This is a genomic window from Streptomyces sp. NPDC048650, from assembly GCF_043199095.1.
Taxonomy (GTDB): Bacteria; Actinomycetota; Actinomycetes; order Streptomycetales; family Streptomycetaceae; genus Streptomyces.
The window spans coordinates 56,118-80,437 of sequence record NZ_JBICVM010000021.1 but is presented as its reverse complement, the minus strand read 5'-3'; the positions used below and the strand labels follow the sequence as shown (position 1 = coordinate 80,437).

27 protein-coding genes and 3 pseudogenes are annotated in these 24,320 nt (G+C 68.5%); 19 read left to right on the top strand and 11 right to left on the bottom strand.

Annotated elements, in window-relative coordinates; translation table 11 throughout:
• The first annotated feature begins 723 nt into the window (after positions 1–723).
• The 4 genes from ACGFML_RS35790 (at position 724) to ACGFML_RS35775 (ending at position 4,088) form a co-directional block, all read left to right on the top strand.
• A complete protein-coding gene (locus tag ACGFML_RS35790) occupies positions 724–1,188 on the top strand; it encodes a hypothetical protein (protein ID WP_393549848.1) in 465 nt (154 codons plus the stop codon).
• Between the two features lie 29 nt (positions 1,189–1,217).
• Entirely contained in the window at positions 1,218–2,480 is a 1,263-nt protein-coding gene (locus ACGFML_RS35785; RefSeq protein ID WP_393549888.1) for a sensor histidine kinase, read from the top strand.
• Between the two features lie 692 nt (positions 2,481–3,172).
• Positions 3,173–3,631 (top strand): hypothetical protein, encoded by a 459-nt coding sequence (locus ACGFML_RS35780; RefSeq protein ID WP_393549847.1) that lies wholly within the window; start codon positions 3,173–3,175, stop codon positions 3,629–3,631.
• Positions 3,632–3,668: 37 nt separating this feature from the next.
• The gene (locus ACGFML_RS35775; protein WP_393549846.1) at positions 3,669–4,088 is read left to right on the top strand and encodes a hypothetical protein; all 420 of its coding nucleotides are present in this window, start codon (positions 3,669–3,671) and stop codon (positions 4,086–4,088) included.
• Positions 4,089–4,988: 900 nt separating this feature from the next.
• Here ACGFML_RS35775 and ACGFML_RS35770 read toward each other — a convergent pair.
• Both ACGFML_RS35770 and ACGFML_RS35765 read right to left on the bottom strand, forming a co-directional pair.
• A complete protein-coding gene (locus ACGFML_RS35770; RefSeq protein ID WP_362032003.1) occupies positions 4,989–5,429 on the bottom strand; it encodes a VOC family protein in 441 nt (146 codons plus the stop codon).
• 210 nt (positions 5,430–5,639) lie between these two features.
• Positions 5,640–6,137, bottom strand: coding sequence for a hypothetical protein (locus ACGFML_RS35765; RefSeq protein WP_393549845.1), 498 nt, complete (start codon positions 6,135–6,137; stop codon positions 5,640–5,642).
• A gap of 262 nt (positions 6,138–6,399) precedes the next feature.
• Here ACGFML_RS35765 and ACGFML_RS35760 point away from each other — a divergent pair.
• Positions 6,400–6,612, top strand: a pseudogene (locus ACGFML_RS35760) (helix-turn-helix domain-containing protein); the annotation flags it as partial.
• Positions 6,613–6,879: 267 nt separating this feature from the next.
• Here the strand turns inward: ACGFML_RS35760 and ACGFML_RS35755 are convergent.
• Both ACGFML_RS35755 and ACGFML_RS35750 read right to left on the bottom strand, forming a co-directional pair.
• Positions 6,880–7,458 (bottom strand): hypothetical protein, encoded by a 579-nt coding sequence (locus tag ACGFML_RS35755; RefSeq protein ID WP_393549844.1) that lies wholly within the window; start codon positions 7,456–7,458, stop codon positions 6,880–6,882.
• Positions 7,459–7,595: 137 nt separating this feature from the next.
• On the bottom strand, positions 7,596–8,177 hold the full coding sequence (locus ACGFML_RS35750; protein WP_393549843.1) for an AAA family ATPase: 582 nt from the start codon (positions 8,175–8,177) through the stop codon (positions 7,596–7,598).
• A 208-nt stretch (positions 8,178–8,385) separates the two neighbouring features.
• Here ACGFML_RS35750 and ACGFML_RS35745 point away from each other — a divergent pair, with 208 nt between their 5' ends.
• Entirely contained in the window at positions 8,386–9,315 is a 930-nt protein-coding gene (locus ACGFML_RS35745) for an ADP-ribosylglycohydrolase family protein (protein ID WP_393549842.1), read from the top strand.
• Between the two features lie 646 nt (positions 9,316–9,961).
• Here ACGFML_RS35745 and ACGFML_RS35740 read toward each other — a convergent pair.
• Entirely contained in the window at positions 9,962–10,207 is a 246-nt protein-coding gene (locus ACGFML_RS35740; RefSeq protein ID WP_393549841.1) for a hypothetical protein, read from the bottom strand.
• 242 nt (positions 10,208–10,449) lie between these two features.
• A complete protein-coding gene (locus ACGFML_RS35735) occupies positions 10,450–10,830 on the bottom strand; it encodes an Lrp/AsnC ligand binding domain-containing protein (RefSeq protein WP_393549840.1) in 381 nt (126 codons plus the stop codon).
• On the opposite strand from ACGFML_RS35735, the gene ACGFML_RS35730 reads away from it, so the two are divergent.
• The 4 genes and pseudogenes from ACGFML_RS35730 to ACGFML_RS35715 form a co-directional block, all read left to right on the top strand.
• Positions 10,772–11,122 carry a hypothetical protein gene (locus ACGFML_RS35730; protein ID WP_393549893.1) on the top strand — a complete coding sequence of 117 codons (351 nt, stop codon included), beginning with the start codon at positions 10,772–10,774 and terminating at the stop codon, positions 11,120–11,122. The genes ACGFML_RS35735 and ACGFML_RS35730 overlap by 59 nt on opposite strands.
• Before the next feature lie 924 nt (positions 11,123–12,046).
• A complete protein-coding gene (locus ACGFML_RS35725; protein WP_393549839.1) occupies positions 12,047–12,238 on the top strand; it encodes a hypothetical protein in 192 nt (63 codons plus the stop codon).
• Between the two features lie 375 nt (positions 12,239–12,613).
• Positions 12,614–13,546, top strand: coding sequence for a phosphotransferase family protein (locus ACGFML_RS35720; RefSeq protein WP_393549838.1), 933 nt, complete (start codon positions 12,614–12,616; stop codon positions 13,544–13,546).
• Between the two features lie 193 nt (positions 13,547–13,739).
• A pseudogene (locus ACGFML_RS35715) lies at positions 13,740–14,148 on the top strand (class I SAM-dependent methyltransferase); the annotation flags it as partial.
• Here ACGFML_RS35715 and ACGFML_RS35710 read toward each other — a convergent pair.
• On the bottom strand, positions 14,127–14,783 hold the full coding sequence (locus ACGFML_RS35710; protein ID WP_393549837.1) for a TetR/AcrR family transcriptional regulator: 657 nt from the start codon (positions 14,781–14,783) through the stop codon (positions 14,127–14,129). The pseudogene ACGFML_RS35715 and the gene ACGFML_RS35710 overlap by 22 nt on opposite strands.
• Before the next feature lie 76 nt (positions 14,784–14,859).
• On the opposite strand from ACGFML_RS35710, the gene ACGFML_RS35705 reads away from it, so the two are divergent.
• The 3 genes from ACGFML_RS35705 to ACGFML_RS35695 are packed head-to-tail and all read left to right on the top strand — an operon-like array spanning position 14,860 to position 16,858.
• On the top strand, positions 14,860–15,552 hold the full coding sequence (locus ACGFML_RS35705) for an NAD(P)-dependent oxidoreductase (RefSeq protein WP_393549836.1): 693 nt from the start codon (positions 14,860–14,862) through the stop codon (positions 15,550–15,552).
• On the top strand, positions 15,549–15,953 hold the full coding sequence (locus tag ACGFML_RS35700) for a pyridoxamine 5'-phosphate oxidase family protein (protein ID WP_393549835.1): 405 nt from the start codon (positions 15,549–15,551) through the stop codon (positions 15,951–15,953). The genes ACGFML_RS35705 and ACGFML_RS35700 overlap by 4 nt, the downstream gene beginning before the upstream one ends.
• Entirely contained in the window at positions 15,950–16,858 is a 909-nt protein-coding gene (locus tag ACGFML_RS35695) for a haloalkane dehalogenase (RefSeq protein WP_393549887.1), read from the top strand. Before ACGFML_RS35700 ends, ACGFML_RS35695 begins: the two co-directional genes overlap by 4 nt.
• A gap of 344 nt (positions 16,859–17,202) precedes the next feature.
• Here ACGFML_RS35695 and ACGFML_RS35690 read toward each other — a convergent pair whose 3' ends face one another.
• Positions 17,203–17,967 (bottom strand): ABC transporter permease, encoded by a 765-nt coding sequence (locus ACGFML_RS35690; protein WP_393549834.1) that lies wholly within the window; start codon positions 17,965–17,967, stop codon positions 17,203–17,205.
• The gene (locus tag ACGFML_RS35685) at positions 17,960–18,901 is read right to left on the bottom strand and encodes an ATP-binding cassette domain-containing protein (RefSeq protein ID WP_393549833.1); all 942 of its coding nucleotides are present in this window, start codon (positions 18,899–18,901) and stop codon (positions 17,960–17,962) included. The genes ACGFML_RS35690 and ACGFML_RS35685 overlap by 8 nt, the downstream gene beginning before the upstream one ends.
• Between ACGFML_RS35685 and ACGFML_RS35680 the strand changes: the two genes are divergently transcribed.
• The 4 genes from ACGFML_RS35680 (at position 18,789) to ACGFML_RS35665 (ending at position 20,217) form a co-directional block, all read left to right on the top strand.
• Positions 18,789–19,202, top strand: a complete 414-nt coding sequence (locus tag ACGFML_RS35680) for a hypothetical protein (protein WP_393549892.1) — start codon at positions 18,789–18,791, stop codon at positions 19,200–19,202. The two genes, ACGFML_RS35685 and ACGFML_RS35680, sit on opposite strands and share 113 nt — an antisense overlap.
• Positions 19,199–19,558 (top strand): hypothetical protein, encoded by a 360-nt coding sequence (locus ACGFML_RS35675; RefSeq protein ID WP_393549832.1) that lies wholly within the window; start codon positions 19,199–19,201, stop codon positions 19,556–19,558. The genes ACGFML_RS35680 and ACGFML_RS35675 overlap by 4 nt, the downstream gene beginning before the upstream one ends.
• Complete coding sequence (locus ACGFML_RS35670) at positions 19,449–19,805, top strand: hypothetical protein (protein WP_393549831.1); 357 nt, start codon at positions 19,449–19,451, stop codon at positions 19,803–19,805. The genes ACGFML_RS35675 and ACGFML_RS35670 overlap by 110 nt, the downstream gene beginning before the upstream one ends.
• A 76-nt stretch (positions 19,806–19,881) precedes the next feature.
• Positions 19,882–20,217 (top strand): hypothetical protein, encoded by a 336-nt coding sequence (locus ACGFML_RS35665; RefSeq protein ID WP_393549830.1) that lies wholly within the window; start codon positions 19,882–19,884, stop codon positions 20,215–20,217.
• Here ACGFML_RS35665 and ACGFML_RS35660 read toward each other — a convergent pair.
• Together ACGFML_RS35660 and ACGFML_RS35655 are read right to left on the bottom strand one after the other, a co-directional pair.
• Positions 20,214–20,690, bottom strand: a pseudogene (locus ACGFML_RS35660) (IS5 family transposase); the annotation flags it as partial. The gene ACGFML_RS35665 and the pseudogene ACGFML_RS35660 overlap by 4 nt on opposite strands.
• A 10-nt stretch (positions 20,691–20,700) precedes the next feature.
• Positions 20,701–21,509, bottom strand: a protein-coding gene (locus ACGFML_RS35655; protein WP_393549829.1) for an IS5 family transposase whose coding sequence is annotated in 2 segments (ribosomal slippage) — positions 20,701–21,161 and positions 21,161–21,509 — 810 coding nt in all. Because the reading frame shifts where the segments join, the coding sequence is not laid out codon by codon here.
• A gap of 155 nt (positions 21,510–21,664) precedes the next feature.
• Between ACGFML_RS35655 and ACGFML_RS35650 the strand changes: the two genes are divergently transcribed.
• Positions 21,665–22,291, top strand: coding sequence for a DUF3291 domain-containing protein (locus tag ACGFML_RS35650; RefSeq protein WP_393549828.1), 627 nt, complete (start codon positions 21,665–21,667; stop codon positions 22,289–22,291).
• 268 nt (positions 22,292–22,559) lie between these two features.
• Positions 22,560–23,891, top strand: a complete 1,332-nt coding sequence (locus tag ACGFML_RS35645; RefSeq protein WP_393549827.1) for a hypothetical protein — start codon at positions 22,560–22,562, stop codon at positions 23,889–23,891.
• Positions 23,892–24,320: the final 429 nt, after the last annotated feature.

The window sequence follows — 24,320 nt, the reverse complement described above, 5'->3', positions numbered from 1 at the left end:
CCCAATATTCGGTAGCTTGGGTGGCGGGGACGACTGTGAACCTGCGTGAGACCGCGGCGAGGAAGCCCCCCCCCCGCGGCCGCGAGGCCGGCCGGGTCGTTGGCGTATACCAAGTGGTCGGTCTCCAGCTCGACGAGGTGGGTGCCGGGGCGCCGGCTGACCATGTGTTCGCGCCCCGTGGCCTCATCGGCACGCCGGCCGTTCACCCTCGGCGTCTTCACCTCGACCACCCCCAGCCGCGGTAGTGACCAACCGGGGGTGGTGGTAGCCGTTGCGCACCATCAGGCGGCGCCCCTTGTCGGTCACGTTCACCCGCCAACTCGGCTATGCAGGCGCTGGCTTCGGTCTCGCAGCGGCCCGGCATCCGCCGTGCGCCCATCTATAGACCGTCGTTACGAAACCGTCGGATTACCGTGATACGCAGCAGGAAAGATCATCATGCCCGTACGCAAGCGCCCCTCGATGTCTGGAAGTCCCGTGCCCCTTTACCGTTCCCTGCTGCTCCCCCGCCGGGCGCGAGCCGCTGGGTTCGCTCTTGCGACAGTGGGTTCGGCGGTGCTGATGGCGGCGGGATGTGCGGGAGCAGACGAACCCACGAGTGCCGGGCGTACCCCGGTCGCATCGGCTCCCGCGCGGTTGTGGCCCGATCGGGGGCCCGCGTATCAACCGCCGCCGGACGACAGCAGCCAGGACAACCAGCCGCCGCTTCGCAGGCTGCCCCGGGTGCCGTCCGGAGACATCCGCACGCTGGACGCGCTCGACGTCGTCAACGCGGAGATGGCCGAGGAAGCCCGCACCCGCACGTCGCCCTTCGAAACGAGCACCGAGCGGGGGATCGCCCGGTGCGCCGCCGAACCGGAGCACTGTCCCGTCCGATCCCCCAAGTACCAGGACCTGACACACGACGGACAGGACGAGCTGATCGTCGGCGTCGAGGAGACTCGTCACAGGCTGGTCGTATGGGCGTTCATGGTCCAGGGCGGGGTGGTGCACCGCATCCTGGAGACCGTCGGCATGTCACTGTCGGTGGAGGTGGTGGAAGGCGATCCGGTCATACGGCAGTCCACCGGCTATCCCGGGTACGACAGGCGCACCGTCTACTCGTGGGACCCCGAGGAGCAGACCATGAACATCCGGAAGATCGAGCTCGACAGGCCGCTCTCCTCCTCGCCGGGGCGCACCCCGTGAGCACCACCGGGCGCAGCGCTGGGCGGCGGATGCGGCTGCCCTTCTGGACGGCGACGCTCTACTGGAAATCCGTCGTCTTCATCACGGTCATGTGCTGCACCCTCGCGGCACTGCTCGGCATCCTGGTGCATGTCCTGGTCGACGATCAGACCAAGAGCCAGGCCCGCAGCGCCGCTCTGGACGCGCTGGACAGCACGGTGGATACGTATGTCGCCGGGGAGCCGCTCGGCCGCAACGCGGCGGTGGATCCATCCGACCTCCCCCGCAATCTCCGCGAGATGGCCGTACGGCACAAGGAGCGCGGCACCCAGCTCGCAGACCACAAGGGCCGTCCGGCGATGTGGGCCGTCGCCCCCGCCGACGGTGGCCGGGCGCTGGCCGTACATCTGGACTACAGCGACCGGGCTGCCGCCATCCAGGGACTGGATCGGGCCATCATCGTCTCCTCCGCCGCCGCCATCGGCGCCACCGTGCTCGTCGGACTGATCGCCGTCTCCCGCGTCACCCGCCGGCTGCACCACACCGCCCGCATCGCCCGCCGGATCAGCTCCGGCGATCCAAACGCCCGGGTGTGTGACCCACGCGCCCTTCGACCCGATCGCGCCCAGGACGAGGCCGCAGCGGTGGCGGCCGCGCTCGATGCCATGGCTGCCACCCTGCAGGCCAAGCTGTACAGCGAGCAGCGCTTCACCGCCGACGTGTCGCACGAGCTGCGCACCCCGCTCACCGGACTGCACGCGGCGGCCGAGCTGCTGCCGCCCGGCCGGCCGGCCGAGATGGTGCATGAGCGCATCCAGACCATGCGCCGACTGACCGAGGACCTGCTGGAGATCTCGCGGCTCGATGCCGAGGTCGAGCACGCCGACCTCGACATCCACCAGCTGGGGCCGCTGGCCGAGCGCACGGTACGGGCCACCGTGCTGGCGACCGAGGTCGATGTCGTGGCAGACGCCCGTGTCGAGACCGACCGGCGCAGGCTCGAACGTGTCCTGGGAAATCTGATTGCCAACGCCCACAAGCACGGCCGCCCGCCGGTGGTACTGACCATCGACGGCACTGTCGTCACCGTGCGGGACCATGGGAACGGCTACCCGGACGACCTCCTCGACCACGGTCCCCAGCGGTTCAAGACCGGATCGGCAACCGGCAGAAAGCCCGGCCACGGCCTGGGCCTGGCCATCGCCGCCGGCCAGGCCCGCATCCTCGGCGCCGCCCTCTCCTTCTCGAACGCCCCCGACGGCGGAGCGGTCGCCACGCTCCATCTGTCGACCGAGCCACGACCGTCGCACTGACCCACACATGACCCACACAGCAACCGCGTCACGGGCCAGTCCCTGGGCGTCGAACAGCTCCATGTTGTCGAACCGGTCAGGGCTGCCCAAAGCCGGAAGAAGAAGCGGTACCAGCAGACGCCGCTCAGTTCGCCGACGCCCGCGGCCTGCAACCCGCCTCCGGGTCCCCTGCCTCGCGCCCGGACCTCACCCACGAGGACGGACGCGGGCCAGGCCACCCGGGCAGCTGGCCCGCCCGCCAGGTCCTCTCCCTCGACACCCTGCGAGGTCAGCGAGTAGGCCGTGGATACGCCGCTCGACTTCTCCTCGCACCCCCGCCTCCACCTACCTCTGTTCGGCTTCTGTGCGCATGATCTCGAGAGGAAGGCATATCACCGCTCGGACCTCGCGCGGAGTGTGCGCAACGCTCCTCCATCAGCAAGGAGGGGTGCGGCGGTGGGATGACGGGGCGAATGCAGTGGGGGCTGTGGCGTCGGAGTTCGAGGAATTCCCGATGTTGCTGGGGAGGGTGCTACGGGGGTGATGCGGGTGGTAGGGCACCCGCCAGCGGGCATGCGGAAGGGACGGTTCGGAATGTTTCTCCGTCTACCCCGGAATTTGTCTCCGTCTACCCCTGTATGCGAACCGCTGCTAGCGTCTTCGCTGGCGGATCGTAAGGGCCACACGACCAACTTCGGGGGATGGACTGCGCTATGAGAATCAACAGGACCGCGGCCAAGGGGATCGCTGTCATCGCTGCGGCCGTCTCCGTATCAACGACGGCGCTGACCGGGTCGGCTCTGGCCGCTACACAGTTTCCCTCGGGAACGGCCGGCGATGTCAGGGTGGACTGGAGCGGCGCGTGGGCGAACGCCAACCGCCTCGAAGACATCACTCTGCAGGTGTGCGACGCGACGCCGGGGGACAAGGACCAGGCGACGGCCCAGCTCCAGGGGTACGTCACCATGGGCGGTAACGCGAGCACCAGAACCGCCCCGTCGATGTTCCAGGTTCCGATCGGGGACAAGGCGTGCAAGGAATGGCGGAACGTCTTCCTCACGTACTTCGCGCAGGACGAGCGGCTGGCCTATGCGCGTGTCGAGCTCTTCGGGTCCCGGACCAAGGAGAAGCAGCACACGAAATGGGTGCGGAATCCGCACCTGCGCGGCTAGCCGACCCGTACGCCGGTCATCACAGGGGGAATGAACAGTGAACTCTCGAACATTGGCGATGCTGACCGCAGGCATCATGGGGGCGATCACCATGTCGGCGGCGCCGGCGCAAGCCGCTCCGCAGAGCCCGTCCTCGGAGCATCGGTGCCGGATCGAGGCATTCGGGCACAGCGTTCCCGTGGTGTGCGGAAGAAAGTGGGTGAATGCCGACTGGGACCGCGACGGCACAAGGGACGAAGTGTTCTTCGTCAGCCCGCCGAACTCCTACGTGTACCGGATTTCGGGCGGCAGTAACGGTCCCGTCCGGGTGAGCAACGGAGCCGCGTACACCATGGACACGTACGAGATCCGCCCGACCGGCAAGCACCGGATCTACGCGGTCACCGCGGGGAGCACCCGGATCTACTCCCAGCTCGAATCCGGCGGCTGGAGCGCCTGGGAGAAGTACGTGCCGTAGGCCCTGGGGCCGGCAGGCTCAGCGGCCCGGACAACTGCGCCCTTTCGCGGGGCGGCGACAAGTGCGCCCCGCGGAAGGGCGCATGCGCACCACTGTCGGCAGCGCTCCTCCTCCCCCCGGCCTACGAGCACTCGATCCCCCGCCACCGAGCGGTCCCTCGGCACTCAGTACGTACGCCGACCCGGCACGTATCCACCCCTGCTCGATCCGCTTCAACACGTCGATCCAACAGGGAAGACTCCGCGGGCGACCAGGACGCGACCGGCGACGCCGTCGCAGCCCTGCACCGGCGAGGGAGTGCCCGGCGATAACGTTCTGGCCGGCTCCGTTGTTGAGCCACAGGCCGGTGGCGTCACTGCTCACGGTCGAGCTCGGGTCGTTTCGGTGCACCCAGTCGTAGCGGAGCAGGCCGAGCCCGAAGAGGGCGATCGGTAGGTCGATGACGAAAGCCACGATCCAGGGTCCGCCGCGGTGCGGGTGGCCGTGGGGTCGGGGCTGGGCTCGTGGGCGGTTGACATCGGCGTGCGGCGGCGTTCCGGCGCGGGCGCGGGGTCGTACGGGGCGACCGCGGCGTCGACGCCGAAGATCGGCCGTACCCCGTACTCCGTACCCCGTACCCGTGCTCGGCGCATGCCTTCGCGGACCGCACCGCACCGCACCCGTGACTGTGACGGTGACTGTGGCTGTGTCCCGATCGGTCACGGGAGTCTGGGCGCGTTCTTCGTCGTACACATGACGATGTGCGACGCGTTCCAGGTGAAGGCGATCGGTACGTTGCGCGGGGTCCCGTCCTTGGCGACGTAGGCCAGGCGGGTCACGTCACGGGGCAGCAGTCCTGGCTGATCGGGCGGTTCAGAACCTCGATGATCTCGCTCGGCTGCATGGTTCGGTTTCTCCTTCTCAGCGCAGTTGCTCGGCCAGACCGACGATGATGCCTTCCGGGCCGCGGAGGTAGCAGAGCAAATAGCTGTCCTCGAACCGGGCGATCTCGCCGACGAGTTCGGCGCCGTGAGGGCGCAGGCGGGCAACGGTGTCCTCGATGTCGTCGACGGCGAACATGACGCGGTGCGTGCCCAGAATGTTGTGCGGCCGGTTGCGCGGCCCGGCGCTGATCACCGCAGGGCTGCGGTACTTCGCCAGCTCGAGCCGGCTGTGACCGTCCGGGGTCCGGACCATCGCGATGTCACAGCGGACGCCGTCGAGTCCGGTGCACTGGTCGGCGAAGAGGCCCTCGACCTCCCCCCTGCCCTCCAGCTCCATACCGAGTTCCACGAAGAACGCGATGGCGGCATCCATGTCCTCGACGACGATGCCGACGTTGTCCATCCGCTGAATCGCCATGCTGGTTTCTCCTTCTTCGTCGTGCGGCCGGTGGTGGCCGCTGATGTACCTGGGACGGAGCCGGTGGCACGTTCTCGACATCCTCAGACCGCCGAACTCCGAAAAATCTGGTTCGCGCCGCTCCAGACCCGCGCGTCCTGCCCGGTTTGACGGGTATGCCGTGCGTACGCACGTGGAGATACCGGTGCTCATTCGTACCGGGCTCGTCGCTCAGTCGTCGGCGATCTGCAGGGCCAGCGCGAAGTACTCACCGTCCGTCCCTGCGAGCAGGCTGTCGAACAGAGGAGTGAGTCCGTTCACTGCGCCGCATCCGACGTCGTGGTTGGTCCACCAGCTGGCCTCCGGTCCGAGCAGGGACACCACCCGGTCCGCCGCGCGCTCGGCGGCCTCGGCGGGCAAGTGCCGGTGGCCCGGCCAGACCAGGTCGACGGCCGCGACCCGGGCCAGGAACGCGGCGGCCTCGTGGATCTCCAGCGGTTCCAGAGCGGCGCAGATCTCCCGGACGGACGGCGGGGCGTACCCGGGCAGGAAGCGCCGCCATGCCTCGTCCGCCGCGACCACGGCCAGCAGCGCGCGAGTCCGGGCCGCCAGCTCGGGCAGGTCGGGTTCCGGCTCGGTGTACCGCCCGGCCGCCACGTACACCCGCATCGGCGTGGACAGCTCTGCCACGCCTGCTTCCAAGTCGGCCAGGATTCCCAAGGACGTCACCAGCGGGATTCTGCCGTACGCCCCTGATCGCTCCGCGGCCCGCACCCGGGCCAACACGGCGCTACGCGTCACCGGGGCGGTCGGTTAGCCGGATCACGAGTGACCGCAGCACGCTGTGCTGTGACCGCATGGGTTCGCCAGGTTGGCGGTCGTGGCGGTTGGATGCGCGGTGACGTCCGATCCGATCGATGGCGGCGCGGCGCCTGAGCCTGTCCGTGTGCGCAGACCGACCGACCAGGAAGGTCAGCGGCGACAGCAGATCATGCGCCACGGCAGCACGAGTTCGGTGCGCCACCGGCGCGCGATGATGCCGCCGGCCTCGGCCGCCGGGAACCGCGCGTGCCGGTGATCGCACAACTGGTGCAGGCCGACGAGGAAACGGCCCGCGACGTGTTCCACCGGTTCAACGAGATCGGCCTGGCCTGTCTTGGACCCTCAGTGGGCGGGAGGCCGTCCCCGCCTGCTCAGCGATGACGGACGCGGGCCGCGCACGCCTACCTGCGCGGCGCAGCGCCAACGCCCGCCACCGCGACGTCCCTGCCGCCGAGCGCAGAGAACGCGCCGCATCCGAAGCCACAAGGGCATCCGATGGGCGGACGCCCCCTGGCAACCGCAGACTGACAGCCGGTTTCTGAGCCTCCGGCGCGGTGAACGCGGGCCCTTCCCCGAGGGCCAGGCCGACGGCCTGCACTGACGACCTCTCGCGATCGGCGCAATTCCCGACATCTTCTCCGGTCGGTGGTCATTCGATCCCCAGGGGCTCGATGCCCAGATCCTCACGCATGCGGCGGCGCATCTCAGCCATGGCCGTGCGGCGCTGTTGGATGAAGGCCGTGTCCTCGGCTGAGCCGACTGCCACCCCGCGGGCATAGGCGTTGCGCATCCGACGCAGGCTGTGAAACGCCTCGTTCCCGGCCGCAACGACTTGCGGCGGGCCCACGAGCCAGAGCTGCTCGCTCGCCGTGTGCAATCCGGTCCCACGGAAGGCTTCGCGCACCGCCTCATCACGCGCTGACTCGGACATGTGATCCCCAAGGGCGACAGCCCGTATCTCTTCCCCCGCGTCTTTGAGGGCGGAGGCATACTCGGAGTACACGGCGCGCCGCACTTCCCGAGTGTGTCGTGCTTCCTCGCGCCGCCACCTGTTGCGATCGGCAATCAGGGTGGCGGCGATGCCGATAGCGGCACCGGCCAATGTGGAGAGCAGAGGCATCCAGTCCATGCGCCGCATGCTGTCTGAACCACTGCTGCGACACCAGTGGTTCTCACATTCCGGCAGGGTGGTCACGGGCCGCTTGCCGAGTGCCAGTTCAATGACCACGCAGGGCCTGACCTGCCGCGTTGAGGTGGAAAAGCGCGCACCGACCAACCCGGCGAACCTATGCGGTCACAGCACTAGTTGTCACCAATAGGGTGGGGTGACCTGCTCCGTGCATATCCTTTGAAGCGATCTGGCTGTCACCAACGAGGCAACTGTTTTGCCGCTTTCGCAGGATGTTCCATCGTCTTGTCACCAGTCGTTGTGGTGATGTTGAGCCACGCCCGCGCCGCCTGCGGGGTGGCGAGGTGGACGACTTCGAGGGGAGCGAACCGGGGGTCGGCGCAGCGGGTGGCGATATCAACCCTGCGATTCGCGTGTTGCGACCAGGCCCACCAAGCGGGGTGGTCGGCCTTGAACCAGTCACTCACGGTTTCGACGTTTCCGCCGAAGATCCGGCGGCGAATCAGGGTACGGGCCGCTGACCGGCGCAATACGCGGCGCATGATCACCGGGCGGGAGTAGTCAAGCCAGACGATGGTGTCGGCTCGGGACCACAACAGGTCTCGGACCTTCGGGTAGCCGAAGGAGTCGAAGATCCAGGAGGGGCCGGAGCTGATCTGCCACACGTCCTCGAACAGGCGTGGGTTCTCCTCCCAGTGGGGGCCGGCGATGGCCAGCGCATCCATCTCGTGAAAGGGGATCGCGAGGCGCCCGGCAATCGCGCGGGCCAAAGTGGTCTTGCCGGCGCCCGTGCTCCCGGCGACCAGGACTCGTTTCATGGATGAAGTGTGGCTGTTGGATGGGGCCCGGAGACGGGTGGTGCGTTTCTACCGGAGGTTCACCAGCAGCGGTGGCGCGGCCTCCCCCGTCACCGCGGTGACCGAGAGGACCGCGTGCCCGGCCAGGTCGGGTGCCGGTAGGAACCGTGTCTCCAGCCGCAGCAACAGTGCCGCGCGGCCGCCGAGACGGCACAGATAACCTGCGCGAATGAAGCGGATTCAGCGGGCCGCTGGCGCGGTCGTCGGCTCAGCGGTGGGTGACGCCCTGGGCGGCCCCTTCGAGTTCGGTCGCCAGGGAGCGTTCTCCGCACGGTTTCCCGCGCCTGGTGCCGGTGGCGAGATGTGCGGAGGTGGCGGCTGGGACCCTGGTGAGGCCACTGACGACACGCAGATGGCCGTCCTGGTCGCGGAGTCGCTGCTGGAGCGGGGCGGACTGGATCTGCCGGACATCTTCGCCCGCTTCCAGCGCTGGGCGGCATCAGAGCCGAAGGACATCGGCTTGCAGACCGAAGACGTCCTGACCAACGGCATGCCCTGGGACCTCGCCGCCGCAATCCATTTCCAGGTGAACCAACGAGCAGCGGGAAACGGCTCCTTGATGCGGGCATCGACCTCCGCGGTCCACTTCGCACCCGCCGGCCAAGACGCCACCATGGACGCGGCCCGCCGCATCGCTGCCCTCACCCACGGGGACCCCGCGGCCTGGGAAGGCACCGCAATCTTCCACGAACTCATCCGCGTCACGTGCGAAGACGCCGAGCCCCTCACCGCGCTCCCGGACATCCTGGCTCTTGTCCACCCCGACCACCGCGGGCGCTACGCCACAGTCCTCGCGCCCGCCTGGCACCCCGATCAGGCGACGGAGTTCAACGGTGCCGTCTGGCCCTGCCTGGGCTCCGCCGTCTGGGCCCTGCGCACCACCACCAGCTTCGAAGACGCGATACGCGCGGCGATCGACCTCGGTGGCGACACGGACACCGTCGCCGCGGTGACCGGAGGCCTCGCGGGGGCGTACTACGGACTGGATGCGATCCCCACCCACTGGACCCAGCCGCTCCATGTCCCCCTGCCAGGATGCAACGGACGGGTGCTGCACCTGGCAGATCTGCTCCACCTTGCACACCACCTCGGAAGCTGAACCGGGCCTTGCCCATCAATCCGACGATCGATGGGCGGACCACCACAATGTCGGGGCTTTGCGGACGGTTTCTGGCTGGCTGTCCCTTGCTGTGCCGACGAACGGCCCCTCAGGTGAGGGGCTCGATTCTCTGAGCAGTGCAGGTTGTGCAGGAGTTCGGCATCTGTCATCGCGGGGCGGCTCTGCGCCCGCCGGCAGGATCAGGTGAAGCGCGCGCCGATGACGTGAGCAGCTCTGGGTTTACAGGGACTGATCAGCGATGGGGGCGCGAGGCCGGCACCTGTGCCAAGGCGCCGTTCGTGGGGTCACTCCGGACGACTTGCCCAGCGTGGTACATCGAGTCCTGAGCGTGACACCGGACCATGCGGACAGACTGTGGCCGGTGGGGGCAGGGACGGTCCGGTCCGGCGGGCCGAAGGGAAACCCTCCCACCACCACTGGCCGGCAGCTCAAGTACCGGTTCGCCTTTGAGGTGGGCGCGGTCTGCTCGCCGTCCCACCGCAGCAGTCGAGCGCCAGCAGAGTTACCCGGCTGCCGGCCCCTGGGGCTGGGGTAGCCGTCCCCTGGGGTCGGCACTGAGGCACCAGGGGCCCGGCCGCCTCCACTGACGGAGGCATCGGGCGCGGAGCTGCCGGTGATCAACTTGTCAGAACATCTCGGTGAAGCGGACGGACCAGGCGTAGCCGCTCGAGCTGTCGTGCGGGACCCGCCGGACTTCTCTGACCTGGCAACCGTCGTGGGCATACTTGCGGGCGAAACGGTCGAGGCGCTGCGCGTCGGTGAGATCCTCCATGGACAGCGGCGCTCCGACGACGAGGTCTTCGTGAAGGGCTGTGTCCGGCGCGGAACCGTCGGAGCAGGCCGAGCAATGATGCGTTTTGGGTAGGGCCATACGGTCAGTGTCCTCCTCATCCGGGTGCCCCGACGTTCACGGCGCAAATGGCCGCGCCACAGAGTCCCTGGGGCGCGTCGCCGAATCACGTCAACCCCTCCGGCTCAGCGTTGATCCGCACGTGCTGGTGGGACTCCGACCTGATGGGCCATCTGGACTGACCGGACTCGGGGGATGGGGACCGCGGCAGAAAGACCCGTTGCCGGCTGCTCGGTCAGCCTTGAGGAGCGCGAGGCTGTGGCTCACCACCGTCCTGGGTCGTGTGGGAAATGAGGGCACAGGGAGTGTCGTATGAGGGTGAGCTGGACGCGCCTCGTAGCGGACGAGATTGTCGTAAGGCGTCGCGACGCCGCGGGCGTGCCTACGGTCACCCTTGAGCCGGTGGCCCGACGAGGCGGTCGCCGGACAGTAGCGTGCGTGCCTGCTTGCTTGATGCGCCGTAGGACAGGTGAGACTTCCATGCTCTGCAGGCGAGGCAGGCCCCCGATGCGATCCGACGTGAATTCGAAGAGTTCGCCGAGGTCTCGGCAGTGGGCGACGGCATGGATGCGATAAGGGCCGGAGATGGCCGCGACGAAGATGATCTCGGGTTCTCGTGCCAGCGAGCGTCCGACGTTCTTCACCTCTGGCGGATGTACGGATGTACGGATGTGCTCGCAGCCACAGGTTGGCCCGCGCGTGATAGCCCAAGGCTGCTGGGGCGATCTCGACGTCGATGTGGACGACGCGTTGCAGGAGCAGGATGCGGAGGCGGCGGAGTACGCGACCTGGTGTGGAGTTCGCCGCTGTGGTGAGGTCGACGAGACTGGCCCGGCCGTCTGCAGCGAGGGCGTCGAGGATCTTCTCGTCCTCGAGGGTGAGGGGTGCGGGGTCGTCAGTGACGACCGGAGATTCCGTGAACAGGGGGGTTCGTGACCCGGCCCGGTGCTGGGCGTCCGCGCGTCCGTCCCGATCACGTGCTCGCCGACCGCGCCAACTCCTCCCGCGAGATCCGCGCCTACCTGTGCAGACGGCAGATCCCCCACACGACTCCCGAGAAGCGCGACCAGGGCGCGAACCGACTCCGCCGGGGCAACGGCAGGCGGACGGCCGCCCGGCTTCGACCGCGCGAGGTACAAGGCCAGGCACAAGGCACGGCCGTACCGGCGTAGAAGCGGTAGAGCGGGTCCCCGTCCTCGTAACCCAACATCCCCCTCATACAGAGGTGCGCGCCGTAGTTGGTTCGGCATGCACCGTCAGGCGGAGTCATGGTGGCTGCACCGCCTTTGAAAAAGTTCGTCACCAATATTTGTCGCCATGTTGGAACCGACGGGCGGCTTGCGAGTTCTCACTCCTCGAGTCGCTCGGACGATTGGAGACCACAGAATGAGCCCACATACAAGCAACGGCCGTCGGCTGCGGCACGCGGCAGTGTCCGCAGCAGCAGCCGTGGGGTTCTTAGCAGTATCGGCGTGCGGTACCGACGGCACACCGAGCTCCGACACCGCGCACGCCTCCAGCCCGGCCGGAGCACGTCCTACAGACCAGCCCGACTTCAAGAAGGTCTATGCGGCGGGATACGTGCAAGGCGAGAAGATCCATGACACAGACGGCAAGGGCGCCGCGGTCCGTGAGGTAGTGGGGGGCGGTTGCACTCGCCGTGCCCTGGACGCAGGGGGCAAGGCCGCCCAGGACCGCGGAGCTTGGGTGAAAGGCTGCCAGGACGGGGTCAGCGGCACTCCGCAACGTCCTCCGTCCCATCCCCTGACCAAGCGGGAGGCGAACCCGCGACTCCTCAGGGACTTCCGCGAGTGGGCGCGTACTGAGGGTGATACTGCGGCCGCCCGCCATGCCGGCAACGTGTTCACCGTCGAACTCACGGGCCCCGACTACGACGTGGAAGTGTCCACGGACTACAGCTCACGGGCACAGGCTCAAGCGTTCGCCGGCAGCTTCGCAAAGTGGTGGGATGCGGACGACGGGAACGGTGTGGCGAGGAACCTCGTCATTCTCGACGCACACGACCTGCACATCGCCACGAAGCCGCTCTGAACGGCGCCCGGATTGCCGGCGGACCCGCTGGGCGTCGTCGGCCGAGTTGCGTCTGCGCTACGCCAGGGTGGACTTCTCTCACGCGGTTCTCGAATACCCTCTCACGATGGCTGCGAAGGCCGAATCCTTCGTGGTCCCCTTCTGGCTCTGGCTCTGGCTCAGACACCCACCGCGTGGCCACGGCTCGATGCGGGCGCCTGAACGGTGTCTGCGGCAGCTGCGAGACGTGCCGTTGAGCGGGCACGAGGAAGAGAGCGGTGTTGCCATCGCCTCCAACGAAAATCTTCTTTGCGCGTGCCGTCGTCCGGATGATGGGGTGGCACTGTGATCAATCACGATGAAACAGCGGCTGTCCGACCGTTGACACTGGCTTGGGTGAGCCGACACCTGGAGGTCGGCGAACGGATCGTCAGAACCGAGGCGCTGCACGGCGGCATCACTGCCGAAATGCGGAGGCTGACCATCGGCACGGGGGACGGAGGCACGGGGGCCATGGGCACGGGGGACGGAGGCACCCGTGACCTGGTGCTGCGGACCTTCGTCAACGTGGAGCACGCCGAGGACTGGCTGAACAGGGAGACCGGCGCCCTCACCCTGCTCACGGGCACCGGCGTGCCGGCTCCTGGACTGGTCGCGGTTGATCCGACCGCCGCGCATTGCGAGTATCCGTCGCTCCTTATGACGCATCTGGCGGGCCGGACGGTCCTCGACGATGAGGGATTGGAGGCGCGCGTCCCTCTGCTGGCCCGTCAACTCGTGGCGATCCACGCGTTGCGACCCGCCGAGCGGCCCCGGAAGTATGTGGCATGGACGACCGCCGACACCGTCGTGATTCCGAAGGGCGCCGACGCGGCGGCGTGGGCCGCGGCGATCGACGTGATCCGCCGGCCGGCGCCGCCCTATGAAGGGCGATTCCTGCACCGGGACTTCCACCCCGGCAACGTGCTGTTCGACGTGCCGCGCCCACAGCCGGCAGGTGCCCGGATCACCGGCGTCGTCGACTGGGCGGCGACCTCCTGGGGCCCGGCGGATCTCGACGTGGCGCACTGCTCCACCAATCTCGCGCTGCTGCACGGCCCGGCGTGGGGTCTGCGGTTCGCTGAGGCGTATGAGGAGGCCGGAGGGGTGCTGGCCGCGGCCGCGAGCGAGCGGCTGTACTGGCTGGTGCGGGACGGGCTGGCGTTCTCGGAGGAAGTGCAGGTGGTGGCGCAGTCATGGCGGGAGGCAGGGAGGGCAGAGCTGACGACGCGAGCCGTGGAGGAGAGGCTGGATGCCTATGTCACCGCCCTGATGGACGCACTGGGCTGAGCCAAGGCGCTCCGGAGTGCGGGCACGGCGGCGAACCGCCATTGCCTCTGCCCCACCTCGATCCGAACAGCGGCATCGCCCGCCGTGACCACTCCCCGTGATCTGTGAAAGACCCGAGTTTCCACAGCAGTTGGCGATCAACGCGCTCGCGGATGTTCACGGGAAATGGCGGTGCTGCCGTCGGTGCGGGCCCCTGATCGGCCAAGATCGCGCGGCGGTCCTCGACTGTTCCTGCGGCATCGGCACGCAGGCCATCGGCCTGGCGCTGCGCGGGCACCGGGTCACCGGGTCACCGGGACCGACCTCAGCCCCCGCGCCGCCGCCCGCGCTGCCCGTGAGGCCGGCCGCCGGAATCTGAGCCTGCGCACGGCCGCTGCCGACATGCGACGACTCCCGTTTCCTGATGGCCGGTTCGACACGGTCGTCTGCGCCGACAACTCGCTGCCTCACCTGCTGACGGAGCAGGATGTGCACGCCGCCCTGCCGAGATGCGCCGCGTACTGCGTCCCGCCGGCCGGCTGCTGGTCAGCACACGTCACTACGACGACCTGCTGCGCGACCGCCCGGCTTCGACGCCTCCTCAAGTCCACAGGAACGTCGAAAGGACATTTCCTGGGCCCTGGAGACCGGCTCCGATGATCGCCGCGGTGCGCGGCCTCGGGGTCAGCGCCGCGCGAAGCGCCGGGGTGAGGATGTGGCGGGTCTCGGAGGGGGTGAGGGCGGCGGGGGTGGGGAGGGGATTGAGGTAGCGGGTGTAGATGAGGCCGCCGAGGATGGTCACCACAGCCGTGGCGCGTGCGGTCGCGTCCCGGCCGCCGAGAAATTCAACAAGCCGGGCCAACAGCTCGCGTTCCAGGTATTCGCGGATCACCTCGGCGGCCTCCTCTCCCTGGGCGGTGAGCTGCACGAAGTCGGCGTCCTCCCACAGGTCCGTCACCGCGTCGATCAGACGGTCGGGGAGGGTGGCCCGGTCGCCGCCGAGGACGGCGTCCACCGCCAATGCATTGGCGCACTGAAACTGCATCACCTCTGCGAACAGGCCCTTCTTCGAGCCGAAGTGGTACGCGATCAGCGCCGGGTCGACCCCGGCGGCCCCGGCCACCGCACGCAGAGTGGTGCGCCGGTAGCCGTGCTCCAGGAACAGCGCCCGGGCCGCCGAGACGATCGACTCGCGGGTCGGCGGTTTGCCGCGGGGACGGCCTCGGGTGCGGGCGGGGGCAGGGGTGGCGTTATTCATCAGCGTTGAGCCTGCGTTTCGTGATCGACACAGTCAAGGGCGTTCCGGGAATCACACGAAGGGATGACCCGACGCCATGCGTATCGCAGTCTTCGGCGCCAATGGACCGACCGGCCGCCACCTCACCGACCAGGCCCTCGCAACCGGCCACGAGGTCGTCGCCGTGACCCGCCGCCCCGGCTCCCTCCCCGCACGGCCCGGCCTCACCGTGGCCGTCGCCGACGCCACCGACCCGGCGGCCGTCGACGCCGCGATCGGCGGGACGGACGCCGTCCTCTCCGCACTGGGCGCGCGCTTCCGCAAGGAGACCATCACCATGTACTCGGCGAGCGCCACGGCCATCACCAGGGCCATGGCCCGCCACGGCGTCAAGCGACTGCTCGCCGTCAGCTCCAGCATCGCCGACCCGAACTGGCGCCCCACTGGCGCCCACTTCTTCCATCATGTGCTCGACCCGCTGGTCAACCGACGCCTCGGCCGTACTCTCCACGAGGACATGCGCCGGATGGAGACCGTGATCCATCGGACAGACCTCGACTGGACCCTCGTCCGGCCCTCGGGCCTCTTCGAACACCCCGTCGTCACGGCCTACCACACCGCTGGGACCAGCGCCGACGGTGTCTTCACCGCCCGTGCCGACCTCGCCGCGAGCATGCTGCGCGAGCTGGAGGAGCGACGGTACGTCCGGACGGCCATGGATGTCATCACCACGGCCGTGCGGCCGAACATCGCCAAGCTGATCTGGAACGAGGGGGTGAAGAAGAAGTGAGCCGGGCGGGCGTCGAACTCGAGGCCGCCACACGGGCGTTCCTCACGGGTCCCCACACGGCCACCTTCACCACCCTCCGCCCCGACGGCACCCCGCACGTCACCCCCGTCCGCTTCACCTTCGACGCGACCACCGGCCTGGCCCGGGTGACCACCCGGGCTGGAGCCCGCAAGGCCCGGAACGTGGCGGCGGGCGGCGCAGCGGCCCGTGTCGCGCTCTGCCAGGTGGGCGGCTTCCGCTGGGTCACCCTCGAAGGCCGGGCCGCCGTCACCGACGCCCCCGAGCGCCTGGCCGAGGCCGTCCGCCGCTACACCGCCCGCTACCGCGTGGCGCCGCCCGCCCCGCCGGACCTGGTCGTCGTCGAGATCGCCGTCGACCGCGTCCTGAGCCGCAACCTCTGAATCCGCACGTACGGAAGCGAAGTGACACCGCGATGCCCACCCTCCCCGTCCTCGAGTCCACGCTCCACTACCGCGACTCCGGCGACCCCGACGGGCTGCCGTTCGTCTTCCTCCACGGCAACCCCACCTCCTCCCACCTGTGGCGGAACGTCCTGCCGGGCGTGGCCGCGCCCGGCCGCCGCCTGCTCGCCCCCGACCTCATCGGCATGGGCGACTCCGGCAAGCCCGACCTCGCGTACTCCTTCGACGACCACGCCCGCTACCTCGACGCCTGGTTCGACGCCCTCGGCCTCGCCGAGGCCGTCCTCGTCGGCCACGACTGGGGCGGCGCCCTCGCCTTCGACCGCGCCGCCCGCCTCCCGTGCACCGTCCGCGGCCTCGCCTTCACCGAGACGATCGTCAAACCGCTGGTAGGCGACGAATTCCCGGCGGCCGGGCGGGAGTTGTTCGCCCTCCTGCGTACCCCCGGCGTGGGCGAGGACATGATCCTTGAGAGGTCACTGTTCATCGAGGGACTCCCGGACACACTCGCCACCCCGCTCGACCCCGCCGACCTCGAGGTCTACCGCCGCCCCTTCCCGACCCCGCACAGCCGCCGCCCGATACTGGCGTGGACGCGCATGATGCCGCTGGACGCCGAACCCGCCGACGTCGTGGCCCGCATCGAGCACTACGACGCCTGGCTGGCCGCCAGCCCCGAAGTCCCCAAGCTGCTCGCCGCGTTCGAGCCCGGCCCAGGCGCGATGACCGACCACGGCGCCGTGGCCTGGTGCGAGAAAAACATCGCGTGCCTGGAGGTCTCCCGCCACGGCCTCGCCGGCCATCACACCCCGGAGGACCGCCCCGAGGAGCTGACCGCGACGATCAACGCCTGGGCCGACCGCCACGGGCTGGCGCGCCAGTAGGTGTCCTCGATCACGGCGGTCCCGGTCATCCCGGGCTCGGCCGAACTGCCGCCGACGGGTGGACGCGCCGCGATCGCCGTCACAGTCGAACGCCAGGCGCTGCCCTGGTCCGGGCCTGCGGCCACTTCCCACCGACGGCCCTCACCTGACCGACCTGGAGACCCACCTCGCCGATCGGCCGCGCAACCGCGAGCGGCTTCTGGTCCACGGTCGACACCGACTGCGGGGCGAAAGCCGAGGCCCTGCCTTCCGACTGGGAGATCCGCCACCCGACTGGGAGAAGATCCGCCGCATCCGTCGCCTGCTCCGTCAGCGGTGCCTTGCGACGTCCCATCGGCGTCAGCTCAGAGGCCGCGCTTCATGGCGCGGGTGGACAGGATCAACCCGAGGGTGGCGATTGCTGTGGCTGCGATGAGGCCGTGGAGCGCGGAAGTGTCGAGGAAGTCGCCGGAGAACAGGGCGCGGGCGGCGTCGACGATGTAGGTGATGGGGTTGATCACGGCGACCGCGCTCAACCAGCCGGGGCCGGCGCCGACCGGGAGCAGGATGCCCGAGAGCAGCATGATCGGGAAGGTGAGCATCTGGGTGACGATCCAGAACAGGTTGCCGCGGGGATGTGAGGCGATGGCCAGGGCGTAGGACAGAGCGCTGAGCCCGACGGCCATGACGCTCAGCAGAACCATGGTGGCCAGGACGCCGGACAGGTGGAATCTCATGCCCAAGGGGATGGCGATGGCGATGAGGAGGATCGTCTGAACGAACAGGGTGATGGTGTCCTTGCCGGTGCGTCCGAGGATGATCGAGGTACGGCTGAGGGGGGTGACGAGGAAGCGCTCCAGCTGTCCGCCGTTGAGCTCGCTGAGCATGCTGTGGCCGGCCGACAGTGGCCCCATGAGGCACATCATCACGAGGATGCCTGGCACGAACCATTGCCAGACGTCGCCGGTGCGGGCGCCGGTGTTCGCTCCGGTGCCGACGAGCATCGATCCGAACAGGATGAGGAACAGCAAAGGCTGTCCCATGGCGAAGACGATGCTGACCGGGGAGCGAAGTTCGGGTGCGATCTCTCGCGAGAAGACCGTGGCGGTGTCGCGGGTGAGCTTAGACATGGGTGGCCCCGATCGGTGCGTCGGTGGTGGTCTCGTAGGCTTCGGCTGATTCTTCGAGCCTGCGTCCGGTGAGGTTGACGAAGACGTCGTCGAGGGACGGGCGTCGCACGCTGACCCGAGTGACCGTGATCGAGTGGTGATCGAGCAGTCGCAGGTAGGTCGGCAGCGAGGCATCGGCGTCGGCGATCCGCACGCTCACCGTCTGTCCTTCCGTCGTGACCTCGGAGGTCTCAGCCATCTGACCGGCAAGACCAGCGGCGGGTCTTGCCGCGTCTGTGTCCGACGTCGTGATGTGCATCCAGTCGCCGGCCAGGTCGGCTTTGAGAGCGTCCGCGGTGCCGTTGGCGATGACCTGCCCCTGGTCGACGACGACGATCCGCTCAGCCATCCGGTCGGCCTCGTCGAGGTAGTGGGTGGTCAGGACAATCGTGATGCCGTATGCGCGCCGCAGGAGTTGTATCTGTTCCCACAGGTCGGCGCGGCTGTGAGGATCGAGGCCGGTGGAGGGCTCGTCGAGGAACAGCACTCTCGGGTTGTGGATGAGGCCGACTGCGATGTCCACGCGCCGTCGCTGACCGCCGGAGAGCGTGCCGGGGGTGCGGGCGGCCAGGTCGCTGATTCCCAGGATCTCCAGTACTTCGTCGGCCCGGCGCCGCGCGTCGCGGAGTCTGAGGCCGTAGCAGCGTCCCTGGGTGATGAATTCGTCGCGGATGCGGTGGTTCTCTCCGGAGGCGTTCTTTTGGCCCACGTAGCCGATCACCTCACGCACCCGGCCTGGTTCGCGTGCCGCGTCAAAGCCTGCGATGCGCACGCTGCCCGACGTGGGCGGTAGCAGCGTGGTCAGCATCCGCAACGTGGTGGACTTGCCGGCGCCGTTCGGCCCGAGCAATGCCACAAGCTCACCGGTCGCGACATCGAAGCTGACGTCACGCACCGCCTCGATCGTCTTCTTGCCCGCCCGCGATGTCGTCCCCACCACCGAGCCTGACCTGCCGGCACCGCCCGACCCGGTGATCGGCCTCATCCGTCGCGGGCAGGCCGACAGCGTGTTCGACGACCAGCTCTCCGCCGAATGGATCCAGCAAGTCCTCTGGGGCTTGTCCTACACGGCTTTCGAACAAGTCGAGCGAGGCACCCTCGCCAGGTTCGACGTCGCCGCGACCGTGATCCGGACCTTGGAACAGGGCATCACTGCCCGCAGCAGCGACCGTGCAGAACCGGAGCAACGGTCATGACCGGCAGCTCGGAAGCGAACGCGGGCTGGAGCGTCGACTTCTGGCTCGACCCCGCCTGTCCGCTCACCCGCCACACCGCACGCTGGATCGCCCAAGTCGCCGACGAGGTCCTCCTTGAGGTGCGCTGGCGCGCGATGAGCCTGTCCGTGCTCAACGAACACCGCGACGACGACCCAGAAGACGACCGACACGGCTACTTGTGGATCCCCGCCCGCGTCGCCGCAGCCGTCCAGACCGAGCACGGGCATGCGGCACTCGGCGCCTTCTACGACGCACTGGACCGAGCCCGACGGCACCGGGCGCGAATGGATCGGCGACATCGGCGAAGCACTGCACCGCAGCGACCTTCCCGTTGAACTCGCCGAGGCCGGCACCTCCACCGACTACGACCAGGACCTGCGCGCCTCCCACCACGCCGGCGTCGACCGCATCGACGCCCAGATCGGCACCCCCGTCCTGGTCATCAGCACGCCACAAGGCACCGAAAGGGCCGTATTCGGACCCGTGCTGCACGAGGTCCCAGACCACCGTGACTCGCTTGATCTCTGGAATGGGCTGACCAGCCTCGCCTCCGTATCCGCTTTCCACGAACTGAAGGCTTAGAACCTCTAACGGAATGCCCTACGCGGTCTTGATGCCCACGCCGCGGGTGAACGAACGCGGTTGCTAGTGTCCGGACGTGACCCTGACTGACCTCAACACCGGCTTTCGTGATGACGAGCAGCTGCGGCGCGTCCAGAGGGTCATTCATGATCACCTCGCAGACGACCGTGACTCGCAGGAATGCCGCTTCCTCATGCGGTTCTGGTGGCAGCTGGTCGTGTCGTACCAAGAGGTGTCGATGGACGAGCTCAGCCGGGACATCGGTAAGCCGAAGCTTGACGTGATCGAGGCGCTGATCAGTGCCATCAGGTCGTCCCATGCCGAGATCGATGCCTGGGTTGCCACCACACGGCGCGTCTTCCCCGTGATCCAGGATCGCGGGTTCAGGGCCACCCAGGACAACGACAGTTAATGCAGCTGGATCTCCTTCAGCCGCCGCCAGCAGATGATGCTGCAAGCGAGACTGAGGAAGGCTTCGTGGATGTCGTCGCGGATCTCCCAGCGGATCCGCAGGCGACGGAACCAGTGCAGGTGAGCGAACGCACGCTCCACGACCCAGCGCTGGGCGCCGAGCCCAGAACCGTGTTCGGTGCCCCGTCGGGCGATCTGAGGCTTCACGCCAAGGTTCCAGACCAGACGGCGGTACTTGTTGTGATCGTAGCCGCGGTCGCCGAGGTCCACGTCTGGGCGGCGCCGGGGCCGGCCGCGCTTGCCCCGCACCGGCGGAACTGCCTCGAGCAGCGGGATCAACTGCGTGACGTCGTTGCGATTGCCGCCGGTCAGAGTGGTGGCGAGTGGGATGCCGGTGGCGTCGGTGATCAGGTGGTGTTTGCTGCCCGTCCTCCCCCGGTCGGCAGGGCTTCGTCCCGTCTTGGAGCCCCCTTTAGAGGTTGTTTCACTTGGCGAGTCGGCGGTAGCCGATGAGGGTTGCGGCTATGCCGACGAAGGCAAGGAAGTGCTCGGGCTTGCGTTCGTAGCGCCGATGGAGGCGTCGGCAGCCGGCCAGCCAGGACACCGTTCTCTCGACCACCCAGCGGTGGCGGCCGAGCCGTTGTGAAGGCTCGACACCTTTGCGGGCGATGCGATGGGTGATGCCGCGCTCGCGGAGCCATCGCCGCAGGTGGTCATAGTCGTAGCCCTTGTCGGCGTGTAGCTTGGTAGGGCGTCTGCGACGGGGGCCGCGCCGGGAGCGGATGGGCGGGATTCCTCGCACGAGCGGCGCCAGGCCGAGACTGTCGTGCATGTTGGCGCCGGAGATCCCCAGCGACAGCGGCAGTCCGTTCCGGTCGGTGACCAGGTGAATCTTCGACCCCAACTTGCCACGGTCGGTCGGATTCGGTCCGGTCAAAAGCCCCCCTTTGCCGCCCGGACACTGACGGAATCGATCGCACACCGAGACCAGTCCAGCTCGCCCTGAGCGCCGAGCTCATCCAGGACCACGCGGTGAAGGCGGGCCCACACACGGCCCCGGCTCCATTGCGCGAAGCGCCGGTAGACCGTGGGCCAGGCCGGCCCGAACACCGGCGGCAACTGCCGCCACGTGCAGCCCGTAGTCGCCACGAACAAGATCGCCGCCAGCACCTCACGATCACCCGCCCGAGCGCGGCCACCACCCTGCGGACGTATCACCGCCGTCGGCGGAACCACCCGACGAAACAACACCCACAACTCATCCGGCACCAACCGCTCAACCAGATCCGTCATGCACCACTCAACGAACCAACATGCCATAAGAAACGACGTCTTAGGGCAACCCACGTCTGCCCCGAAGCCCCCTCACCAGTCAGGTTCCCCTCCCGAAGCTGCGTGAAATCCACGTTCAGCTTTGGGTCGTACGCCTCCGGCTGGAGGCCGCGCTCGTGTGTGCTGTACCCGCCGAATCGCTTGATGTGCTCGGTCACCGGCTGCGGCTGCGAACCGGCCGAGGTCAACATCGGCCGCCTCGTCGCCCCACTCTCGACAACGAAACGCTCGCCGCGTCCTTCGCGACCCTCGATCCGAACAACGCAGTGGCCGACGCCGCCGACGGACTTCGTCTCGCGCATGCAGAGGGAAGACGGGAACAACACGTCACGCGCGTCTTGTCCGACCCACAGATGGCCGTCGATCTGCCGGTCTGGCGCGAACCACAGGCCCGCAAGAACTACGCCTACGAAGCCGAGCTCCACGCTCAACTCCGTCGCCGCCGGGAATGGTTCGAGTGGCCCACCGAGATCATGAACGCCGTCCCCCGTCATGAGCAGTGGGAGGCGTACATCGTGTTGACCGGTGACTCGTTCCACAGGTTCGTTCGATTTCGTTGCGGCGATTGTGCTGCTCCCTGCCGAAGCGGGAGCGGCGGCCGCCCTTGTTGCCGCGGAGTCTGCGGTTGGCCCGCTGGACCCCCGCATGAGGTCGAGTCCACGCCGGCATGCTCCAGTCGATCCGCCCCTGACCTTCACCCGGCGGCCGAGCGCTCCGGCCCGGCGCGCGGCTCGGGGGTCTGAGCCGCCGCCAGCCCGTCGGCTCGATCCGGTCGTCGTGCGGGTGCCGGCCCTCGCCGCGGTGTGCCTGGCGGCGAGGCGAGCCACTTTTGCTCGACGCGGTGAGTAATCTCGCTGTTGCAGTCAGTTACTCCGGTAGATGGGTGGCCGGATCCCCTCCCCTGCCGGGAGTTCCGACAAGTCCCGTGCATCACCCGCCCGCTCACATGTGATCAGGGATGGGCTGTGGCGGGCCCGTGAACAACACCTACACAGAGGCGGTAGCTGTCCCATGGCACAGGAAGCCAGGATCGATGTCGAACTGACATGGAAGCAGGCCGAGGAGAAGTCCTCGGCGGACAAGGTGGCGGAGTTCGCCAAGAACCTGCCGCAGGGCCCTTGGTTCGGCACTCCAATGGGCGTAGCGCGCGACAGCGACCGGCAGCCGAAGCACACCTGGCAGCTTCGGTCCGCCCGACCGTACCGGCGGGAGGTGGCCGTCGGCGAGGCTGCGGTCTACCTCGCCGACGGCCACGACGAGCTGGTACGGCCGCTCATCTTCGCGGACGGCTTCAACTACGGCCGCAGTGATCTGCCGGGGCTGTTCGCCCACTTCAACGCGCCCTACCCGGGCAGCAAGGTGGGCTTCCTCGAGCAGCTGCTCAGCGCGGGCATCGATGTTGTCCTGCTCGGCTTCGAGGAGCGCCACACCTACATCCAGGCCAACGCCGGGGTGGTGATCAGCGCCATCAACAGAGTCATCCAAGAGAGGCAGGGCGATGAGCCGCTGATCGTCGGCGGGGTCAGCATGGGCGGCATCATCACCCGCTACGCCCTCGCCGAGATGGAGAACCAACACCAGGACCACCAGACCGCGACCTATCTCTCCTGGGACTCCCCCCACAACGGCGCCTGGATCCCGCTGATCCTCCAGCAGATGGCCTACTTCTTCGAGTCTCTGCCGGCCAAGCCCGGCAAGGTCAAGGAGGCCGAGCTGATCAGGAGCCCCGCCGCGCAGCAGCTGCTGTACGCGTGGATCCCGGACGCAAAGTACGACGGCCCCGTCGCCACCTCCAGCGAACTGCGCACGCAGTTCCTGGCCGAACTGCGCGACCTCGGCCAGTTCCCGCAACGGCCCCGCAAGCTGGGCGTGGCCAACGGCACCGGCAACGGCACCGGCCGCGACCTTCCGGCCGGCGCGGAGGTGTTCAAGCGGCAGGTGCCGCTGGTCGTCTACGCCCAGGCGAACTTCCAGCCCGATGGCGGAACGCGCAAGCCGATCGGCGAGATGCGGGCCGCCGGCCAGGTACGACGGGGCTTCACCTCGCACGTTCCCGGCCTTGACGGCACACCCGGTGGCACCCTCGGCTCCTTCGGTAAGATCGCCGGGGCACTCGGGGCCGACATCCCGGAGAAGTACAAGTTCAGCTGCTTCGTCCCCTCCGTGAGTGCGGTTGCCCTGGACTACGACCCGGCCAAGTGGGACATCAACCCGTACGAGAACGTCGAGGCCGCCGACGAAAAGAGCGCGCTCGACGAGTTCAAGTGCGACGGCGAGAACACCGAGCACAGCCAGGTGACCAAGCCACTTGTCGACTGGATCGTGGAGCGAATCGTCCACTGATACCCACGACTTGGACAGCGCGGGACTTCGCCGGGCTACCGGCCCCGGGGGGGCCGCACTGCGACATTCCGGACGGGGGACCAAACGCAGGGCTGCGTCGTGCTCGCGGTTGGGTGTCCGGTGGAAGACCACGGCACGTCGGGGCTGGGACGTGGCCAAGCACGGTGTTCGATGATCGCTCCATCCATGCCACGGAGACTCATCGGCACCGATGTGGCCACGTCCGAGCCCCTCAGCAGCTCGCGCCGGGCACGACTTCTTCGACCGCTTCGAGCCTCCGGCTCGCCACGCGGCCGCCGGCGACTCCCACGCGGCCACCCGGCTGACTCCGATCCGGTCGGCGTGTGGGTGCCGGCTCGCGCCGAACAGGGGCCGCAGCTGCGCCTCGGCGACTTCGTCCCGGCCGCCAGGCCGAGGGCCGGCAGCCAC